Genomic DNA, 17,687 nt, shown 5'->3' with positions numbered 1-17,687 from the left:
TCCTGGTCTAGAGGCGGGGCATGCCGTGGTGGAGGGCGTGGTCGATCATCTCGCGGTGCGAGGGCAGGCCGGCGATCATCCGGCGCGCGAGGTCGGCGGCCTCACGGGAGTATCGGTCGGCCTTCTCGATCGCGTCCAGCCGCCTGCGCGCGGTCGCCGCCGGCGCCGGCGCCGGCGGTGGCCGGAAGCCCATGCCGTAGAGCACGTACTGGTAGCTGGCCGAGGGGAATATCTCATCCACCCGCGGCAGGTCGTAGCGCGAGGGCGGATGGTGGCGCCACAGCTCGAGCAGGGCCTGCAGGCGCGGGGGGATGGATTCCGGGCGGCGGTGGTCGCGCCAGAAGTCGCTGTCCTCGCGCGTCGACAGCAGGTAGTGCAGCTTCAGGAAGTCGACCACGCGCTCCCAGCGGTACGCGAAGCTGTCGTTGAAGCGCTCGGCGACCAGGTCCATCGTCGCGCGGGTTGCCGGCATCTGGTCGCTGAGCATGGTCGCCGCCAGCTCGACCAGCACCAGCGAGGAGGCCTCGAGCGGTTCGACGAAGCCGCTCGACAGCCCGATCGCCACGCAGTTGCGGTGCCAGGACCGCTTCCGGTAGCCCGGTCGCAGGCCGATGCGGCGCATCGAAGCGGGGTCGGGCTCGGCGCCGCCGGTCGCCAGCACGTGGCGGCGCAGCACCTCCGCGGCCTCGTCGTCGCTGGTGTGCGCGCTGGAGTAGACGTGGCCGACGCCGCGCCGCGACTGCAGTCCGATGTCCCAGGTCCAGCCGTTGGGCTGGGCGGTGGACAGGGTCTGGCAGGCGATGGGCCCGCGCGGATCGGCGTAAGGCACCTGCACCGCGATCGCGCGGTCGGCGAACAGCACGTGCTGCTGGCTCTCGTGGGCGATGCCGTAGTGCCCGTCCAGCAGCACCGCGCGCATGCCGGTGCAGTCGACGAACAGGTCGCCGGCGAGGATGCCATGGTCACGCGTGTGCAGGCCGGCGATGTCGCCGTTGTCGGCGGTGTCGATCCCGCTGACGTGGTCGCGGACGTGTCGCACGCCCAGGCGTTCGACGCAGTGCCGGCGCAGGAAGGTGCCGAGCTTGCCGGCGTCGAGGTGGTAGGCGTAGTTCGCCACCGCCGCGAACTCCGGCGTGGCGAACTGCTTGGGCGCGCGTCCGGCCTCGCACAGGCGTGGCTGGAAACAGACCCGCTCGCCGAAGGCCTCTCCGGGGTGCTGCAGCCAGGCGCCAACGAGGTCGGCTTCCAGATAGCCCTGCGGCAGCACGAAGGGATGATGGTACTGGTCGCCTGCGCTGCCGTCGCGCCAGCCGATGAACTTCGAGCCCTGCTTGAAGCTGGCGTCGCATTCGCGGAAGAAGTCGCTTTCGGACACGCCGATGCGGCGCAGGGTGTCGCGCATGGTCGGCCAGGTGCCTTCGCCGACGCCGATCGTCGCCACGTCGGGCGACTCCACCAGGGTCACGCGCAGGGCACCCCCGGAGGCGGTGCCGTGGTCGGCCGCGAGGACGCCGGCGACCAGCCAGCCGGCGGATCCGCCGCCCAGGATGACGACATCGCGGATCGCTTCAGACAAGTACGGGTACTCCAGTGACGGGCCTGCCCGACAGCATAGGCCCTGGGCCGAGGGGCTGCCGCTCGTGGGCAGCCCCCGGTGCCGCACGACCCGGGGGCCGTGCGGCGATGCCCGCCATCGTCAGAACGTGTAGCGGAAGCCGAACATGTAGCGCGGCCCGGTCTGCGTGGCATACCGCAGCTGGTTGCTGTGGCGGGCGAACACGCGCTGGGTCTCGTCGGTCAGGTTGATGCCTTCGGCGAAGAGCGTCCAGTGGTCGTCGACCTGGTAGCTGACGTTCATGTCCAGCTGGCCATAGGCTTCGGTGTAGTTCGGGTTGTTGCCCTGCCCGCCGATGCCGTTGAGGAACTCGTCGCGCCAGTTGTAGGCCGCGCGGATCTGCCAGTCGTACTTGTCGAAGAACGCCACCAGGTTCGCCGAGTCGCTCAGGCCGACCATCGGGTACTGGTCGCCCAGGCTCATGTTGTCGAAGGTCAGGCCGGAATCGACGATGGTGTAGTTCGCCGCGAGGCCGAAGCCGCTGTCGCCGAACATGTGCTGGATGTTGAACTCCCAGCCATCGAGGTGGTCCGAGCGCTGGTTCGCCGGCTGGGTGATGTCGAAGGTCGCGATCGGGTCGCCCGGCTGGCCGACGATGCTGCCGGTCAACTGGCCCGCCGCGTTGGTGCCGGTGACCGTGACGCCCGGGTCGCCCGCGTGGTTGGTGAAGATGTAGTCGCGGATGCAGACCAGGTCGGACGCGGCGCAGCCGGCGTTGATGGCGTTGTTCCAATAGGTGCCGCCCACCGGCGTGTGCAGGTTGAACGGCGTGCCTTCCACGATGGTCTGGCTGATGAAGTTGGTGATGTTCTTGCGGAAGTAGCCCACCGACAGGTAGCTCGCCTCACCGTAGTACCACTCGAAGGACAGGTCGAAGTTGTCCGATTCGAGCGGCGACAGCGCCGGATTGCCCTGCGAACCGTCGCCGCCGTCGACGCGGACGATGTTCGCCAGGCGCTGGCCGCCCTGGATGTCCTGCCAGCCGGGCCGGCCGATGGTCTGGCTGTAGCTGCCGCGCAGGATCATGCTGTCGGTGAGTTCGAGGGCCAGGTCCAGCGCAGGCAGCCAGTAGTCGTACTCGCCCTTGAGGGTGGTGAAGTCCTGGTCGGCGGCGTAGGTCACGTACAGCTCGTTGGCCGCGTCCCAGGAAATGCCGGTGCCGATGCGGACCAGAGCCGAGGACGTGACTTCGGTTTCCTCGTAGCGGACGCCGGCGGCGACGTGCAGCGGCATCGACCAGTCGAAGGTCTTGTTCCACTGCAGGTAGGCGCTCTGCGACTTCTCCTGCGTGCGCAGGTCGTCGGTGAACTCGGTCGGCGCGCGATAGAGCGAGTCGTCGCCGGCCACGCCCGCCGCCGCGTCGCGCAGGCGGTTGAAGTCGAACAGCAGGAAGCGGTCGGTGAAGTTGGGGCTGTCGTGGCCGGAGAAGGCATCGAAGTAGTCGCCCATGTTGCCGGCGTAGAAGATGTCGTCGTCGTAGTCGGCCGGGGTGCCCACGCCGCCCCAGGTATCGCGCTGCATCACCGCCGAGGCGGTGCGGTTGTGGACGTCGGTCAGCGACACGCCGAAGTCCAGGCCCGAGTAGTCCTCGAACTTGAACTGGCCGCGTGCCTGGAACTGCTCGACCTCGGCCTTGTTGTAGCTGTTCTGGAATACCGAGCCGGTGACCACCGCGTCGGACGCCTCGATCTGGCTGACGCCTTGCGGCAGCTGGATGTTCAGGATCGGGAAGTCGTTGCTGAAGTCGACCGTCGTGGTGCCGCGCAGGAACGCCGCCACGCCCAGCACGCCGGCCGAGCCCCAGGGGCTGTCCGGACGCGAGGTGGCGGCGGAGTCGTGGTAATCGAACTCCAGGTTCAGTGCATCGTTGACTTCCCATGCGACGTTGAAGCCCAGCGACTCGCCCTTGTAGCGGGTGGCCAGGTTCATGCCGCCCATGGCGATGTCGGCGTTCGCCGCCGGAATGTCTTCCGAGTAGATTAGCGGGCCGGCGATCGGGCCGTCGGTCCAGGAACTGGTGCCCGGGGCGTAGTTGAACCACACCGACAGCTCGTTGCGCTGCTGCTGGATCTCGTTCTCGGAATAGGTGTAGTCCAGGGTCGTGGTGACCCGGTCGGTCGGCGCGTACTGGAAGGTCAGCTGGCCGTTGGTGCGCTGGCGCTGGACGCCGTTGACGCTCAGGCCGAAGTTCTGCGGGCGACCGTAGATCGTGTCCGGGCCGGGGCGGTTGGTGATCTGGTCGTAGCCCGGTTCGCCGGCCTGCGGCAGCCGGTTCCAGCTGTTGGTGTCGTCGCCGCGGAACATCGCCCAGCCATCGGCCACCGCGGCCTGGCTGTACCCGGAATTGCGCTCCTGGTAGCTGCCGGTGAAGGAGACGCCGAACTTGCCGTCGCCGAAGGTGTTGCTGAAGATGCCCGAGATCTCCGGGGTCACCGAATCGCCCGGGTAGGCATCGGGCAGGTTGTCGGCCGAGGTGTCGTAGACGCCCTTCACGCCGATGTTGGCCAGTGAGCCGGGAATGTCGAACGGGCGCGCGGTCTTGATGTTGATCGTCGCGCCGATGCCGCCGGTGGGCGTGCTCGCGCGGCTGGTCTTGTAGACCTCCAGCGCGGAGACCGCTTCGGCCGCGATGTTGGCGAAGTCGAAGGCGCGCGAGTTGCTGGTGCCGCCGCCGCCGGGACCGAGGTTGGCCGCGGGCATCTGGCGGCCGTTGAGCAGTACCAGGTTGAAGTCGGGGCCGACGCCGCGGACGGTGACCTTGGAGCCTTCGCCGCTGGAGGTGCGGTCGATCGAGACACCGCTGATGCGCTGCAGCGACTCGGCCAGGTTGGTGTCGGGGAACTTGCCGATGTCCTCGGCGACGATGCCATCGACGATGCCCTGGGCGTCGCGCTTGATGTTCATCGACGAGGCCAGGCTTTCGCGGATGCCGGTGACGACCACGGTGTCGAGTTCGGCGACCTCGTCGGACAGGGTCGCGGTGGGGGTGTCTTCGGTGGTCGCTTCCTGGGCCATGACCGGACCCGCGAGTGCCACCAGTAGTGCCGACGTCAACAGGCGTTGCTTCGGCAGGACGTTGCCTCGTTTCATTACTTCCCTCCCCTAGAAGGTCGCTTGAGCGTTTCGAGTTATGGGTCGACGCGTCTCCGCACGCGCCGCAGTCGACCTTGGGACGCATTCCACGCATTTCTGACAGCGTTGTCAAACCTTCGTGGCAATATTTTCAAGCTGTTGAAAAAACTGGTTTTTTTAGCTGGATATTATGTTGCGGTGCACGATAATTTGCCGCCTGTGGCGGCCCCATCGTGTGTGGCCGGCACAGCTCCCTGGCTACGTTGCGGACTCGGATCGCCGCCGCTGGCAAGGCTCTCGGGCCCCGGACAGGGGCGCGAGGGGCCGCATGGGCAGGATGGCGATGTCCCTGGACAGGGCGTCGAAAGGGAAAGCGCTGTCCTGACCCTCCCGCCGCGGCGGGCGGAGGGCGGATCAGGGCGTCGAAGCCCCGACGTCCGTGCCCGGTGCCGCCGTCACGCGGAAGGGCAGGTTGGCGTAGGCGGCCCGGCCGGTGCCATCGCGGACCTCGACGAACAGGCGATAGGCGCCTTCAGCGGCGGGGGCCTTGAAGCGGGCGGTGCCCGGTTCGGGCCGGGACAGGTCGACATCGATCCGGGCCGGTACCTGTTCGGGGTCGCCGCCGACGGTGGTGGCCTGGCTCTCGGCCAGGACGTACCAGCGGAAGTCGAGCGGATCGCCATTGGCGTCCGTGGACTCGACGCGGGCGGTGGCGGCGGCGCCGGGCAGCAGGCTGACGCTGTCCAGCGCCCCCAGGCCGTCGATCCGGATCGGCGCGATCCCGGGGCTGCGCTGCTCCGGCCAGGTGCCGTTCCAAAGGTAATGCAGGGCATCCACGCTGGGCGTGGTGCTGCCATCCGACAGCAGCAGGCCATACCAGGTCGGCGTGCGCTCCTGCTTGTCGCCCCACAGGAACGCGAAGGCGCCCAGGCCCCTGCCGGTGTCGGGCGCGATGTTGCGGGCGTAGCGCGCCTCGATGAGGGCCGCCTTACGCGAGGCGTCGTCCTCGACGGGGGCGCCCCAGGCGGTCAGCGGGCTTTCCCAGTGTCCGGTCGGTCCCCACTCGGTCACGATGTAGGGGCCGTCCCAGCCGGCGGCCAGCAGGCGCGCGTCGAAGCCGTCGATGTCGCCGTACAGCTGGATCCCGAGCAGGTCCAGGTTCGGCGCGCGCTGCTTGATCTCGCTTATCAGCGCGGCGTCGAAGCCGGCCAGGGTGGTCATCACCGGATGGTCGGGGTCGATCCCATGGATCATGCGCGCGACCGCGTCGATGGCGTTCCAGACCGCCGGCTCGTCGTTCTCCAGGTTGAGCTCGTTGCCGGCGACCCACATCAGCAGGGCCGGATGGTCGCGCAGGGCCAGGACCTGGTCGCGGAGCCGTGCCTGTTGCTGCGCGACCGCCGCGGCGTCGCCATAGTCGAAGCCCTGCCGGCCCGGGACCATGCGCAGGCCCATCGCCACTTTCAGGCCGTGCGCCCGGGCCTCGTCGAGCAGGGCGCGTGCCTCGGCCAGATCCGCGGGCACCTCCCAGGTGCGGAAGGCATTGCCGCCATGGGCGGCCAGGGTCTCAAGCGCGTGGCCGCCGGAGCCGACGCCCTTCACCCGGAACGGGGCGCCATCGACCTCGAGGACATAGCGCCCGTCGTGCTCGACGATTCGCACCGTCCCCTCGCCGGCCGTCCCCGCGAACGTGGCGGGGCAGGCGCCGAGCGCGAACAGGATGGCCATTGCCATCGCGCGCCAGGACGGGACGTGGCGCCCTTGCGGCGCGGCTCGGACGGTCGGGTCGATCGGGCGTGCCATGGCGGCTCCTCGCATGTCGGATGGAAGGCGGGTGGGTCGGCCCCTGCGACCGGCCGGTCGGCTCAGGGCTGGGCGCAGCGCCCGGTGCTCATCGCCGCCGCGCCGAGCAGGCCGGGCTGCGGATGGGTGATGGCCATCGCCGGCACCTGCCGCATCTGCTCCGACAGTCGCCCCTTGTGCTCGAAGCGCTGGCGGAACGGCGAGGCTTCGAGCCACGGCGCCAGCCGCGGCACCAGGCCGCCGGTCAGGAACACGCCGTCCCACGCGCCCAGGGTCAGGACCAGGTCGCCGGCGACCGCGCCGAACACGGCGCAGAACATGTCGATCGCACGCAGGCACAGCACGTCGCCCTGCTGGGCGCGCGCGGTGATGTCGCGCGGCTCAAGCGCGAGCGCAGGGTGCCCGTGCACGTGCGCCAGCGCGCGGTGGATGTTGACCAGGCCGCTGCCGCTGAGCAGGCGCTCGTTTGAGACCCGCGCGTGTTGGCGCGTCAGGAAGCGCAACACGTCGATTTCTTCATCCGTGCCGGGCGCGAAACTCGCGTGGCCGCCTTCGGTCTGCAGCGGATGGAAGCGGCCTTCGCGGCGGAGCAGGCCGCCGACGCCGAGCCCGGTGCCGGCGCCGATGATCGCGTAGGTGCGGTCGCCTTCGTCCTGCCAGCCCAGCCAGGGTGCGCCGCCCATGGCCAGCGTCTGCGCCGGCTCCAGCACCGACACCGCCATGGCCTGGGCGGTGAAGTCGTTGACCAGGGCCACGTCCGCCAGCCCGAGCACGGCGCCCATGCGTTCGGCGCAGATCGTCCAGGGGTGGTTGGTGATGTGGGCGCGCGCGTCCTTCACCGGGCCCGCGACGGCGAGTACCGCGCTGTCCGGGCTGGCGTGCATCTCTTCCAGGTAGTGCCGGGCGGCATCGGCCAGCGACGGGAAGTCCTTCACCGGATAGATGCGGATGCTCGAATCGATCACGTCGGGATGCGAGGCATCGGCGGCGGCGAGCGCGAAGCGCGCATTCGTCCCGCCGATGTCGGCAAGCAGGGCGCCCGTGGGCGGGGACAGCGGCAAGGAAGCGGACATCGGCATTTTTCTAGGACTTTTCCCGGTCTGGTCCGCGCCTGTTCCGGACGCGTCCTGCGACGTAAATGACGCCCCCGAGCCGGGATCGAAGCCTGAATCGGCGTCGCGGTCCGGTCTGGGCTGCCATCCCCGTGGCCGACTCTAATGCATAAACCGCGCGGATGTCATGCGCTGTCATTTTTGTTCAGCTTTAAGGTGGTAGCGCTAACCTGCCTCGCTACTCTAGCCGATGCGAGGGCGTTCGGTCGCCTTCGCCTGTTCATCAGGCCCGCTCTGGTCATAATGGCCCCGGCCTGCGATGCGGCCCTGTCGCGCGGCGCTGGCCAGGAAGGACCCCACCCGCCCCAACCGGGCGCTGCAGCGAGGCGTTCCCATGAATGCAAGCGCGACCCTCCGTCCCCGTTCGGGCCCCCGGCTGCTCCGTGCCGCCCTCATCGTCGCCATGCTGGCCGCGCTCGCGGCCTGCACGAGCTCGCCGGAAGTGGCGGGGCCGCGCGCCCACGTCACCGTCAAGCAGCCCGCGGCCAGCCTGCCGGGCCCGGCCTACGCCTGGGTCGACCTGCCGGGCCAGCGACGCGCCGAATCGGACCCGCGGGTCACCGACCTGGCCTTCCGCAACCAGCTCCGGCAGGCGCTCGATAGCGTCATGGCCGAGAAGGGCTACCGGCTGGCCGACGACCCCGCCGGCGCCGACATCATCCTGGCCTATCGCGTCGGCGTGCAGGATGTCGAGAACGCCGCCCTGGTCAGCCGCGGCGGCCAGAATGCCGCCACCCCGCTGGCCGCGATCGAGTGCAAGGGCGGCAACTGCTCGCAGATCGTCACGCGCGACGCCGACGGCGTCCCCCTGATGAAGCTCAAGACCAGCGCAACGATCGAAGGCGGCCTGCTGGTCGAAGTCCTCGAACCCCGCAGCGTCCGCGTGCTGTGGAGCGCGTACAACCGCGGCACCGTCAAGCAGGGCGCCGTCACCGAATCCCGCCTCGTCGACGTGGCCCGCACGACGCTCGCGCAGCTTCCGGGGCGGTGAGCGCCCAGGGAGGGTGCTCTCATTGGCCTTGATTCCTCGCCCAGTTGTGATGGTCCCAATTTGGGACTATTATGCGTCTGATGAGGGTAATCGCCATCAGCACCTTGAGGCGCTTCTGGGACCGTCATCCGGACTCCGAGCAGCCCGTCAAGGCCTGGTACGACGAAGCCAAGCACGCTGCTTGGACCACGCCACAAGACATCAAGAATCACTACGCCAGCGCCAGCTTCGTTGGCAAGAACCGGGTGGTGTTCAACATCAAGGACAATGACTACCGACTGATCGTCGCGGTCGCCTACCGGTTCCAGGCGGTGTACATCAAGTTCATTGGCACGCATGCCGAATACGACCGGATAGATGCCGCCACCGTGGAGGACTCATGAACATCCGCCCCATCCGCACCGAGAGCGACTACGAAGCCGCGCTGCGTGAGCTGTCCGCGTTTTTCGACAATGAACCGGAGCCGGGTACCGAGGATGGCGATCGCTTCGAGGTCCTTGCCACGCTGGTCGAAGTCTACGAGGCCAAGCGCTTCCCGATCGAGGCGCCCGATCCAATCGAAGCGATCCGCTTCCGCATGGAGCAGGGCGGGCTGACCGTGAAGGACCTGGTGCCCTCCATCGGCCAGACCAACCGCGTCTACGAGGTGCTCAATGGTAAGCGTGGGCTGACCATTGAAATGATCCGCAAGCTTCATCGAAACCTGGGTATCCCCGCAGAGAGCCTGATCGGCACCTGAGAGGCGGGCAGGACAAGTACACAGAAGTTTCAGTCCGGGTATGGGAAACAGCCGCTGCACTGGGCCGCCCTCGGGCTCCCCGGGAACGTCGCCGCGTAGTCGAACAGACCCTGCTTGATCTCCTTGGAGATCTGGTTCATCAGGGTCTGCACCCGGCGACGGTTCTCCGCGGTGTCGGGAAGGGCGGTCTGTTCCCGGCACCGGACTCCCGGGTAGTAGAAGTCCAAGAACAACAGGCCGTTGTCCTTGCGGGTTCGGATCTTAGCCATGCGTCAGGCCGCCGATTGCCATCGGGATGTCCATGCCCAGGGACGGCGTGCGAGCCGCCGGAGCGCCCGCTCCTGGTTGATTCGACCAATCCAGTTTGCTTGGATTCGGCGACGTGGGCTCCCGTAATTCCGCCGTTATCGTGCGGAATTGAAATGTCTCGGGAGGTTCCGGCGGCTGCCAAGAAGGGGCGGTGGCGTCATATCGAGATCGCCCGTTGCGCGCGGGGAGGGGGGGGGCGCAGCTAGGTGGTCTGGGGCGCTAGGGTGGATCGCGGCTGTGGCACCCGGCATGCCGGGCACCGCTCGTTCTTGTTGCCTGTCGCAAGCCTTGTGAGACTGAGGGCGTGCCGCTGAAGCAATTCAGGGCGACAGGTAAGATCTAGCCTGTTACGGGAAAGGATCAGGGGACATCAGGCATGGCCAAGGCGTCGGCAGCGGACATCCGCGAGGCGATACTCCGCACGTTGCCCGAAGATGGCGGCACGATCGGCAATGGACGCATGCGCGAAGCGATCGCGGCCGAGCTGGGTGCTGATCTCGACGAAGCCGACTACTTCGCCGTCCGCGACGCATTGGTCGCAGAGGGCCTGGTGGCCACCGGCAAGGGCCGGGGCGGGTCAATCCGGCGGGTACTTGAGGCCGGCGCAGCGCTCACCCTGCAGGCGCAGCAGATCCCCGAGGCCGCCAAGGCACCAAAGCCCAAGCAGGAGGCCATGACCCTGGCGCAGGCGCGCCGGGCCAAGGCCGAGGTGAAGGGCAAGAAGTCCGAAGACGGCAACAAGGTCATCGCCTACCAGCACGACCAGAAACGCCGCAACAACCCGGACGTGGGCGTGGTCACGCCGGAAACCGACCCGGACCAGCCCAAGACCACCTGGGCCTGGGACCCGCACATCGACCCGGCGCTGCAGTTCGACATGGGGCGCGCCCAGGTCGAGCAGTTGATCGACGACGCCCTGGCCAGCGGCGACGAGGCCACCATGCGCGCCGCGCTGGAGCAGCTCAAGCGCCAGGCCGCGCCCTATCTCAACTGGACCGGCAAGGCCGAGCGCACCAGCTTCGAGGTCGATACCGTCAGCCTGCACGTGCACGAGCGCATCGACCCGGCCAGCATCCTGGCGGTGGCGCGCAAGCGCCTGCAGCAGGACAAGGGCGAGCACGCCGGCACCGGCGACATGTTCCGCGCCTGGTTCGAGGAGCCGCTGCCCTACCGCGAGGCCATCGAGTTCTACAAGCACGACCGCGGCTGGGCCAACCGGCTGGTGAGCGGCGATTCACTGCTGGTGATGAACAGCCTGCTGCAGAAGGAGGGCATGGCAGGGCAGGTGCAGATGATCTACATCGACCCGCCCTACGGCATCAAATACGGCAGCAACTTCCAGCCCTTCGTCAACAAGCGCGACGTGAAGGACCGCAAGGACGAGGACCTGACCCAGGAACCGGAGATGATCAAGGCGTTCCGGGATACTTGGGAGTTGGGGATTCATTCCTACTTGACGTACCTGAGGGATCGGCTGCTGCTGGCGAAGGAGTTGTTGCACGAATCCGGCAGTGTGTTCGTGCAGATCTCGGATGAGAACTTGCACCATGTCCGAGAGTTGATGGATGAGCTGTTCGGAGTCGGTAACTTTGTTTCACTTATTCTCTACAAAAAGACAACAAGCGCTTCGTCTGATGGGCTAGCCAGCGTCTGTGACTACCTTGTTTGGTATGCGAAAGACTGTGAGCGCGTAAAGTACCGTCAACTCTATTTTGAGAAGGAGTTGGGTGAAGCTGGAGCCACTCAGTACACGTGGATTCGTCGCCTGGGTGGACATCGGTTTGACGCTGGGCGCAGAGTGGCTGAAGAGTTGGGCAATGGCGGCTTGGTGTTTTCCCACGACAACCTTACGAGCCAACGTCCAGCCCAAGGCGACGATGTTACTTCTTTCCCCTACATGGGGCGGACCTTTACGCCCGGAAAGGGAACCTTCAAGACAGAAGCAGTTGGACTGACTCGGCTGGCAAAAACAGGACGCCTTCTGGCACTGGGAGACACGCTCCCATACACGCGCTATCTCGGAGATTTTTCGGTAAGCCCCATAACACAGCTGTGGGATGACACAGTCACTTCAGGCTTTTCGGAGAAGAAGGTCTATGTCGTCCAGACCAGCCCGGTAGCCTTGGAGCGATGTCTGCTCATGACCACCGACCCAGGCGATCTAGTGCTCGACCCCACCTGCGGCTCTGGCACCACCGCCTTCGTCGCCGAAAAATGGGGCCGCCGCTGGATCACATGCGACACCTCGCGCGTGGCCGTCACCCTGGCCAAGCAGCGGTTGATGACCGCCAGCTACGACTACTACGAACTCAAGTACCCGCACGAAGGCCTGCGCGGCGGCTTCATCTACAAGACGGTCCCGCACGTCACCCTGAAGTCGGTCGCCAACAACCCGGACATCGACGACATCTATGAGCGCATGCATCCGGCCATCGAGCAGGCGTTGGCCAAGCTCAATGCCGCGCTGAAATCCGCCGGCGCGCCATTCAAGGTGTCCGAGGGCGGACGCAAAGGCAAGACGATCGACTTCGCCAAAGACGGCGCGCTGCAGGAATGGGAGGTCCCGTTCGACTACCCGGCCGACTGGAAGCCCGGCGCTCGCGACGCCTTCGACGCGTTCCACGCCGCCCGTCAGGCCATACAGCGGAAGATGGACGACTCCATCGCCGCCCATGCCGATCAGGAAACCCTGTTCGATCAGCCGGCCGTGTCGAAGGACAAGCTGCGCATCACCGGCCCGTTCACCGTCGAAGCCGTGCCCTTCCCCAGCGTGCTGTCGCTGGAGGAAGGCGAACAAGCACAGGAAGCGGATGCCAGCGTGGCCCGCTCAGGTGAGTCCCTGCGGCAGCACAGCTGGCGCGACGAGCTGCTCAAGACCGGTATCCGCGGCAAGGGTGGGCAGATGCTCAGGTTCGCCGAGCTGGAGACCTTGCCGGACACCCGGCACATCCACTGCACTGGCCACCTGGACAGCGGCGAGCGCGTGGTGGTCAGCTTCGGCCCCGAGCACGGCGCGCTGGAGCAGAAGCAGGTGGAGCTGGCCATGCGCGAGGCCGGTGACCTGTTCCCGCGCCCCAAGATGATCGTCTTCTGCGCCTTCACCTTCGACCCCGAAGCGGCCAAGGACATCGACGCCACCCGCGGCATCACCGCGCTCAAGGCGCAGATGAACACCGACCTGCTCACCGAAGACCTGAAGAAGAAGGCGCGCAGCAACCAGAGCTTCTGGCTGATGGGCCAGCCGGACGTGGAGCTGCGCCAGCGAAAGGACGGCAAGTACGAGGTGGAGGTCAACGGTTTCGACTACTTCGACACCGGCACCGGCGAGCTCAAGTCCGGCGGCAAGAAGAACATCGCCGCCTGGGCGCTGGACACCGACTACGACGAGCGCAGCCTGTTCCCGCGCCAGGTGTTCTTCCCCATGGCCGGCGCCAAGGACGGCTGGAACAAGCTCAAGCGTGACATCAAGGCCGAACTGGACGAGTCGCGGCTGGACAAGCTGCACGGCACAATCTCACTTACTTTTGAGATTGGGGAGAACCGCAAGGTGGCCGTGAAGATCGTGGACGACCGGGGCATCGAGTCGCTCAAAGTGCTTTCGGTGGATTGACTGGGTTCAGGAAGACTAACCATAATGGTTACCCAGCCCCCTGAGAGGAAGGCCGATGCTGACTACTCACTCACCCGAGTGCATGAGTTGGCCAACCGCGAGTCTGTGCACTACGCAGGCACTCGCGTCCAAGTCGACGTGGCCAATCTTGGTTACGGCCTGGAAGAAATTTGTGCATGCCTGAGCTCACTCCGCCCGACCGATTTCTCGCATGCCGAGAGGTATACACCTCGCGGCCCGTGGCATGACGTTTACAAACTTGCCTGGGGACTCCCAGGGCGTGCACCTGACGACCTTTACGTGAAGTTTCGGATGGACGATGACGTGTTGGTCATCGAACTCTGCTCCTTCCATCAGCACAGATAGATATGACCAAGACCCTGACTTGCACTGAGTGTGGCAGCGGCACCCTGCACCCCGCGACTTGGGAGAGCGACTTCCGCCATGGTGACGTGATGCTTCATGTCGCCGACCTGGAGTGTTATCGCTGCAATATGTGTGGAGCCGATCCGGTGTTCACCGACCAGATCCGTCGCAACCAGCTGAAGATTGCAGACGCCAAGCGCGTCCACGATGGACTGCTGACGGGCGCGCAGATCCGTGCTGTGCGCGAACGTCTTGGGTTGACCCAGTCGCAGGCATCGGAAGTCTTTGGCGGCGGAGCAAACGCTTTCTCGAAGTACGAACGTGGCGACGTAATGCAGAGCGTCGCGATGGATCGACTGCTCAAGGTTGCCGATTTCGTGCCGGGTGTGATGGACTTCCTGCGCATCGAGGCCGGGATTGTGCCTGCGGGTTGGGTCACTGGCGCTGGGTACGTACAAGCGGGGTCTATTGGGATATCTCAGGCTCAGCTGCAGTCCGTCCAGTTGAGCGGTCAGGGCGTATGCGTTCGCTTTGACGATTACCGGGAGCGCCGTCGCGCATGACGCCTGAAGTAAAAGATCAGATTCGACAGGCCTCAGAGAACCTGAAGATTCAGGACATCATTCTGTTCGAGTGCCGGTTGGATAGGCCTGAGCGCGACCCGGCAAAGCTGTCTGCAACGGTGGCGCAAGAGCACAAGCGTGAAGTCCGATTCTTCACGGGCCAACACGACACACCGGATGGCAGTTCCAGCATCCTCCAGGTGCTTGTTTCGCTGGGCACGCGATTGGTTCCACCGTCGCAGGACAACGATAGCGAAGTGGATGCCTTCTTTGTCATTGAGGCGGACTTTCTCGTCAACTATGAGATGAAGGCAGATATCGACCAGGAATGCATCAAGGCCTTTGCGGACAATAATGCCGTGCACAACGTGTGGCCGTTCTGGCGTCAACATGTCTTTGACATGGTGTCCCGGGCCAGACTTCCTCAGCTTGAGATCCCCCTCTATTCGGGATTCAAGATGTGACGGCCCGTAAGTCGCTGATCATCAATTCTCCGTACTTGCCGCCTGCCTGCCACTGGCAGCAGGGCGCAGGTACCACGCTTAACCTTGTCGATGGCCGCCGTCCCGCGGCCTATGAGGTCTTCGACACCCGCAACAACACCAAGCGGACGGAGGAGCTCAAGCTCGTCAACCGGATCCGTGAACGCGTGCAGGCGTGGCGGGATGCAGACTATCCCGGGGTCACCCAGGTCACCCGCAGCCTGTTGGAGCACTGGGGGGAGCGCGAGGCGCGCACCCTGCCGTTCTACTTCTGCCAGATCGAGGCGATCGAGACGTTGGTCTGGTGGGTGGAGGCGACCGCCGAGTTCAAGCAGGGCATCTTCCTGGAAGGCGATGGTGGCCCCTGGGAGCGCATCTGCAACAAGATGGCGACCGGCAGCGGCAAGACCACGGTGATGGCGATGATCATCACCTGGCAGGTCCTGAACGCGCTGGCGTATCCCAAGCGCAACAAGGATTTCTCCAAGGCGGTTTTCATCGTGGCGCCGGGCCTGACTGTGCGCGAGCGCCTGCAGGTGCTGTTGCCGGGCAATCCCGCCAATGTCTACGACGAGTTCCACCTGTGCCCCTCGGAAGCGCTGCGGCAGAAGCTCAACCAGGCTGAGGTGCTGATCGAGAACTGGCACACGCTGATGCCGTTGAAGCCTACGACGCGCTCGGTGGTGAAGAAGGGCGCCGAGAGCGACGAGGCATTCACCCGCCGCGTCCTCGGCAAGCTGTCGTCGTACAAGGACATCATCGTCATCAACGACGAGGCGCATCACGCCTACCGCAAGCCGGCCGACATCAAGATCAGCAAGAAGGACGCGGAAGAGCGCGGGATCGACCTGGAAGAGGCGACGCGCTGGATCGAGGGCCTGGATCGACTGCACAAGACCCGGCGGATCATCCGCTGCTTCGACCTGTCAGCCACGCCCTTCGCGCCGACTGGAAAGACCAACACCGATGAGGGCCTGTTCGGCTGGATCGTGTCGGACTTCGGGCTCAACGACGCCATCGAAGGCGGGCTGGTCAAGACGCCGCGGGTGGTCGTGCGTGACAGTGCGCTGCCGAACGCCAAGCTGCGATCCAAGCTGTACCACCTCTACCGCGAGCCGGAGGTGTCGGAAGATCTCAACCGCAAGGCTGCCAAGCCGGAAGATCCGCTGCCCAAGCTGGTGCAGGACGCCTACACCCTGCTGGGTGCGGACTGGCGCGAGGCGGCCAGCCAGTGGGCCGAGAGTGGGCATACCTCTCCGCCGGTCATGCTGACTGTCTGCAACCGCACCGAGACCGCCGCCCGCATCGAGCGCTACTTCACCAGTGGAGACGCCTTCTGGCCGGAATTGCACGCGCCTGAGAAGACCTTGCGGGTCGACTCCAAGGTGTTGGAGAAGGCGGAGATCGGAGAGGCGGCAGGAGCCGACAAGGACTATGAGGCGCGGTTGAAGCAGATCGTGGAGGCGGCCGGACTGCCTTCTGACCGCCAGGAGGCGCTGCTGTCACTGAAGAAGGAAGAAGTCCTGCGGTCCATCGTGGACAACGTGGGCAAGCGCGGCACGGCCGGGCAGAAGCTCCAGAACGTCATCTCGGTGGCGATGCTGTCGGAAGGCTGGGACGCCAAGAATGTCACCCACATCATGGGCCTGCGCGCCTTCACCAGCCAGTTGCTGTGCGAGCAGGTGATCGGCCGCGGTCTCCGTCGCGTGAGCTACGAGACCGACGAGAATGGACTGTTCCTTCCTGAGTACGTGAACGTCTTCGGCGTCCCCCTGTCGATCTTCCAGGACGACGGTGAAGGCCCGCCGCCGCCGCCACCGAAGCCGAGCACCCAGATCGAGTCCCTGCCCGAACGCAACAGCCTGGAGATCCGCTGGCCGAACGTGCTGCGCGTGGATCCGGTGGTGAGGCCGGTCCTAGCTGTCCGCTGGGATGAGGTGGAGGCCCTGCAGCTCAAGCCGGAAGACACGCCGATTTCAGCGGAGATCGCACCGGCCCTGGGTGGCGCGACCGACTGGAGCAAGATCCATGTCATCGACCTGGAGCTGCTTCCCGAGCAGTTCCGCCTGCAGCGCCTGATCTTCGTCGCGGCGCGCAAGGCCTACGAACAGATGCAGGAGAAGTTCAGTGGTGGACGGGAGTACCTGGTCTATCAGCTGATTCGCTTGGTCGAGGAGTTCATCGATTCGGACAAGCTGGTGATTCCGAGCCTGTTCCACCAGGAGCCCCTTCGCAGGCGAATCCTGCTCACGCTTAACGTCAACCGGATCGTCGAGTACCTCCTGCGCTACGTATACGAGCAGAACACCGAGAGGGTGGAGCTGATCTTCGACGAAGACGCCCCGATCGGCTCAACGCGCTACATGCGAACCTGGTACACGACCAAGCCCAACCTGCCCACCGTGCGATCGCAGATCAGTCATGTCGTGGGCGACAGCGCCTGGGAAGGCCATGCCGCCAACGTCTTCGAGACCTCGAACAATGTGGTGAGCTACGTCAAGAATGACCACCTCGGCTTCCAGATCTACTACATGTGGAACGGATCGAGGCGGCGGTTCCTGCCGGACTTCCTGGTTCGACTGAAGAACGGGAAGACGCTGGTGCTGGAGATCAAGGGCGTGGACGACGACCAGAACCGCGCCAAGCGGGCGGCGTTGGCGACGTGGGTCCAGGGCGTGAACCAGAAGGGCGGATTCGGCGTCTGGACGCATGCGGTGGCGTTTGCGCCAAGCCAGATTGCGGATCTATTGGCAGAGGCTGCGAAGTAACGTCTTCATGAGACGGAGCTAGGGCAAGAGGATATCCTTGTCCGAGCCCTGTGCTGTGCGTTCGCCGGGATCCACCATCAACGGGCAGAAGGTCGCCGGCCGCGAGGTCAGGCAGTTGCTGAACCGAAGCCGACGTCCCCCCGGTTTTGAGTAGCGCGGCGATCTGGAGTCCAATTCCCCAGAGTAAGGAGATTGGACGTGAAGAAGCGCTTTTCCGAAGAGCAGATCATCGGCTTCCTGCGTGAGGCCGAGGCCGG

At 65.6% G+C, this 17,687-nt stretch carries 14 protein-coding genes; 8 read left to right on the top strand and 6 right to left on the bottom strand.

From position 1 onward, the window contains the following. Nucleotides 1–7: 7 nt before the first annotated feature. The 4 genes from H4F98_RS16090 to glk all read right to left on the bottom strand — a co-directional run bounded on the left by H4F98_RS16090 (nucleotide 8) and on the right by glk (nucleotide 7,563). Nucleotides 8–1,576 carry a tryptophan halogenase family protein gene (locus tag H4F98_RS16090; RefSeq protein WP_182688851.1) on the bottom strand — a complete coding sequence of 523 codons (1,569 nt, stop codon included), beginning with the start codon at nucleotides 1,574–1,576 and terminating at the stop codon, nucleotides 8–10. 120 nt (nucleotides 1,577–1,696) lie between these two features. Beyond that, nucleotides 1,697–4,705 (bottom strand): TonB-dependent receptor, encoded by a 3,009-nt coding sequence (locus tag H4F98_RS16085; RefSeq protein WP_182688850.1) that lies wholly within the window; start codon nucleotides 4,703–4,705, stop codon nucleotides 1,697–1,699. 396 nt (nucleotides 4,706–5,101) lie between these two features. After that, nucleotides 5,102–6,490 (bottom strand): glycoside hydrolase 5 family protein, encoded by a 1,389-nt coding sequence (locus tag H4F98_RS16080; protein WP_182688849.1) that lies wholly within the window; start codon nucleotides 6,488–6,490, stop codon nucleotides 5,102–5,104. A 62-nt stretch (nucleotides 6,491–6,552) separates the two neighbouring features. Continuing rightward, nucleotides 6,553–7,563 (bottom strand): glucokinase, encoded by a 1,011-nt coding sequence (glk, locus tag H4F98_RS16075; protein WP_182688848.1) that lies wholly within the window; start codon nucleotides 7,561–7,563, stop codon nucleotides 6,553–6,555. A 373-nt stretch (nucleotides 7,564–7,936) separates the two neighbouring features. Here glk and H4F98_RS16070 point away from each other — a divergent pair, with 373 nt between their 5' ends. The 3 genes from H4F98_RS16070 to H4F98_RS16060 all read left to right on the top strand — a co-directional run bounded on the left by H4F98_RS16070 (nucleotide 7,937) and on the right by H4F98_RS16060 (nucleotide 9,332). Next, nucleotides 7,937–8,593, top strand: a complete 657-nt coding sequence (locus H4F98_RS16070; RefSeq protein ID WP_182688847.1) for a DUF4136 domain-containing protein — start codon at nucleotides 7,937–7,939, stop codon at nucleotides 8,591–8,593. A gap of 80 nt (nucleotides 8,594–8,673) precedes the next feature. Continuing rightward, on the top strand, nucleotides 8,674–8,976 hold the full coding sequence (locus tag H4F98_RS16065) for a type II toxin-antitoxin system HigB family toxin (RefSeq protein WP_182688846.1): 303 nt from the start codon (nucleotides 8,674–8,676) through the stop codon (nucleotides 8,974–8,976). Beyond that, the gene (locus H4F98_RS16060; RefSeq protein WP_182688845.1) at nucleotides 8,973–9,332 is read left to right on the top strand and encodes a helix-turn-helix domain-containing protein; all 360 of its coding nucleotides are present in this window, start codon (nucleotides 8,973–8,975) and stop codon (nucleotides 9,330–9,332) included. Before H4F98_RS16065 ends, H4F98_RS16060 begins: the two co-directional genes overlap by 4 nt. A 29-nt stretch (nucleotides 9,333–9,361) precedes the next feature. Here H4F98_RS16060 and H4F98_RS16055 read toward each other — a convergent pair whose 3' ends face one another. Then, nucleotides 9,362–9,601, bottom strand: a complete 240-nt coding sequence (locus H4F98_RS16055; RefSeq protein ID WP_182688844.1) for an Arm DNA-binding domain-containing protein — start codon at nucleotides 9,599–9,601, stop codon at nucleotides 9,362–9,364. 416 nt (nucleotides 9,602–10,017) lie between these two features. On the opposite strand from H4F98_RS16055, the gene H4F98_RS16050 reads away from it, so the two are divergent. From H4F98_RS16050 to H4F98_RS16030, 5 genes are read left to right on the top strand one after another with little or no spacing between them, the layout of a single operon-like run. Further along, nucleotides 10,018–13,251, top strand: a complete 3,234-nt coding sequence (locus H4F98_RS16050; RefSeq protein WP_182688843.1) for a site-specific DNA-methyltransferase — start codon at nucleotides 10,018–10,020, stop codon at nucleotides 13,249–13,251. 24 nt (nucleotides 13,252–13,275) lie between these two features. Next, nucleotides 13,276–13,617: a type II toxin-antitoxin system MqsR family toxin gene (locus tag H4F98_RS17080; RefSeq protein WP_182688842.1), complete on the top strand. Its 342-nt coding sequence runs from the start codon at nucleotides 13,276–13,278 to the stop codon at nucleotides 13,615–13,617. Between the two features lie 2 nt (nucleotides 13,618–13,619). Further along, complete coding sequence (locus tag H4F98_RS16040; protein WP_182688841.1) at nucleotides 13,620–14,180, top strand: type II toxin-antitoxin system MqsA family antitoxin; 561 nt, start codon at nucleotides 13,620–13,622, stop codon at nucleotides 14,178–14,180. Next, nucleotides 14,177–14,644 carry a hypothetical protein gene (locus tag H4F98_RS16755; RefSeq protein WP_220479256.1) on the top strand — a complete coding sequence of 156 codons (468 nt, stop codon included), beginning with the start codon at nucleotides 14,177–14,179 and terminating at the stop codon, nucleotides 14,642–14,644. Before H4F98_RS16040 ends, H4F98_RS16755 begins: the two co-directional genes overlap by 4 nt. Next, on the top strand, nucleotides 14,641–17,430 hold the full coding sequence (locus H4F98_RS16030; RefSeq protein WP_182688840.1) for a BPTD_3080 family restriction endonuclease: 2,790 nt from the start codon (nucleotides 14,641–14,643) through the stop codon (nucleotides 17,428–17,430). Before H4F98_RS16755 ends, H4F98_RS16030 begins: the two co-directional genes overlap by 4 nt. 18 nt (nucleotides 17,431–17,448) lie before the next feature. Here H4F98_RS16030 and H4F98_RS16750 read toward each other — a convergent pair. Then, nucleotides 17,449–17,687, bottom strand: a 239-nt coding sequence (locus tag H4F98_RS16750; RefSeq protein ID WP_220479255.1) for a hypothetical protein, incomplete at its 5' end; no start/stop codon positions are given.

Source organism: Marilutibacter spongiae, assembly GCF_014145325.1.
Taxonomy (GTDB): domain Bacteria; phylum Pseudomonadota; class Gammaproteobacteria; order Xanthomonadales; family Xanthomonadaceae; genus Marilutibacter; species Marilutibacter spongiae.
Note: the sequence above shows the minus strand (reverse complement) of the source record. Positions and strands in the feature narration are given on the sequence as shown.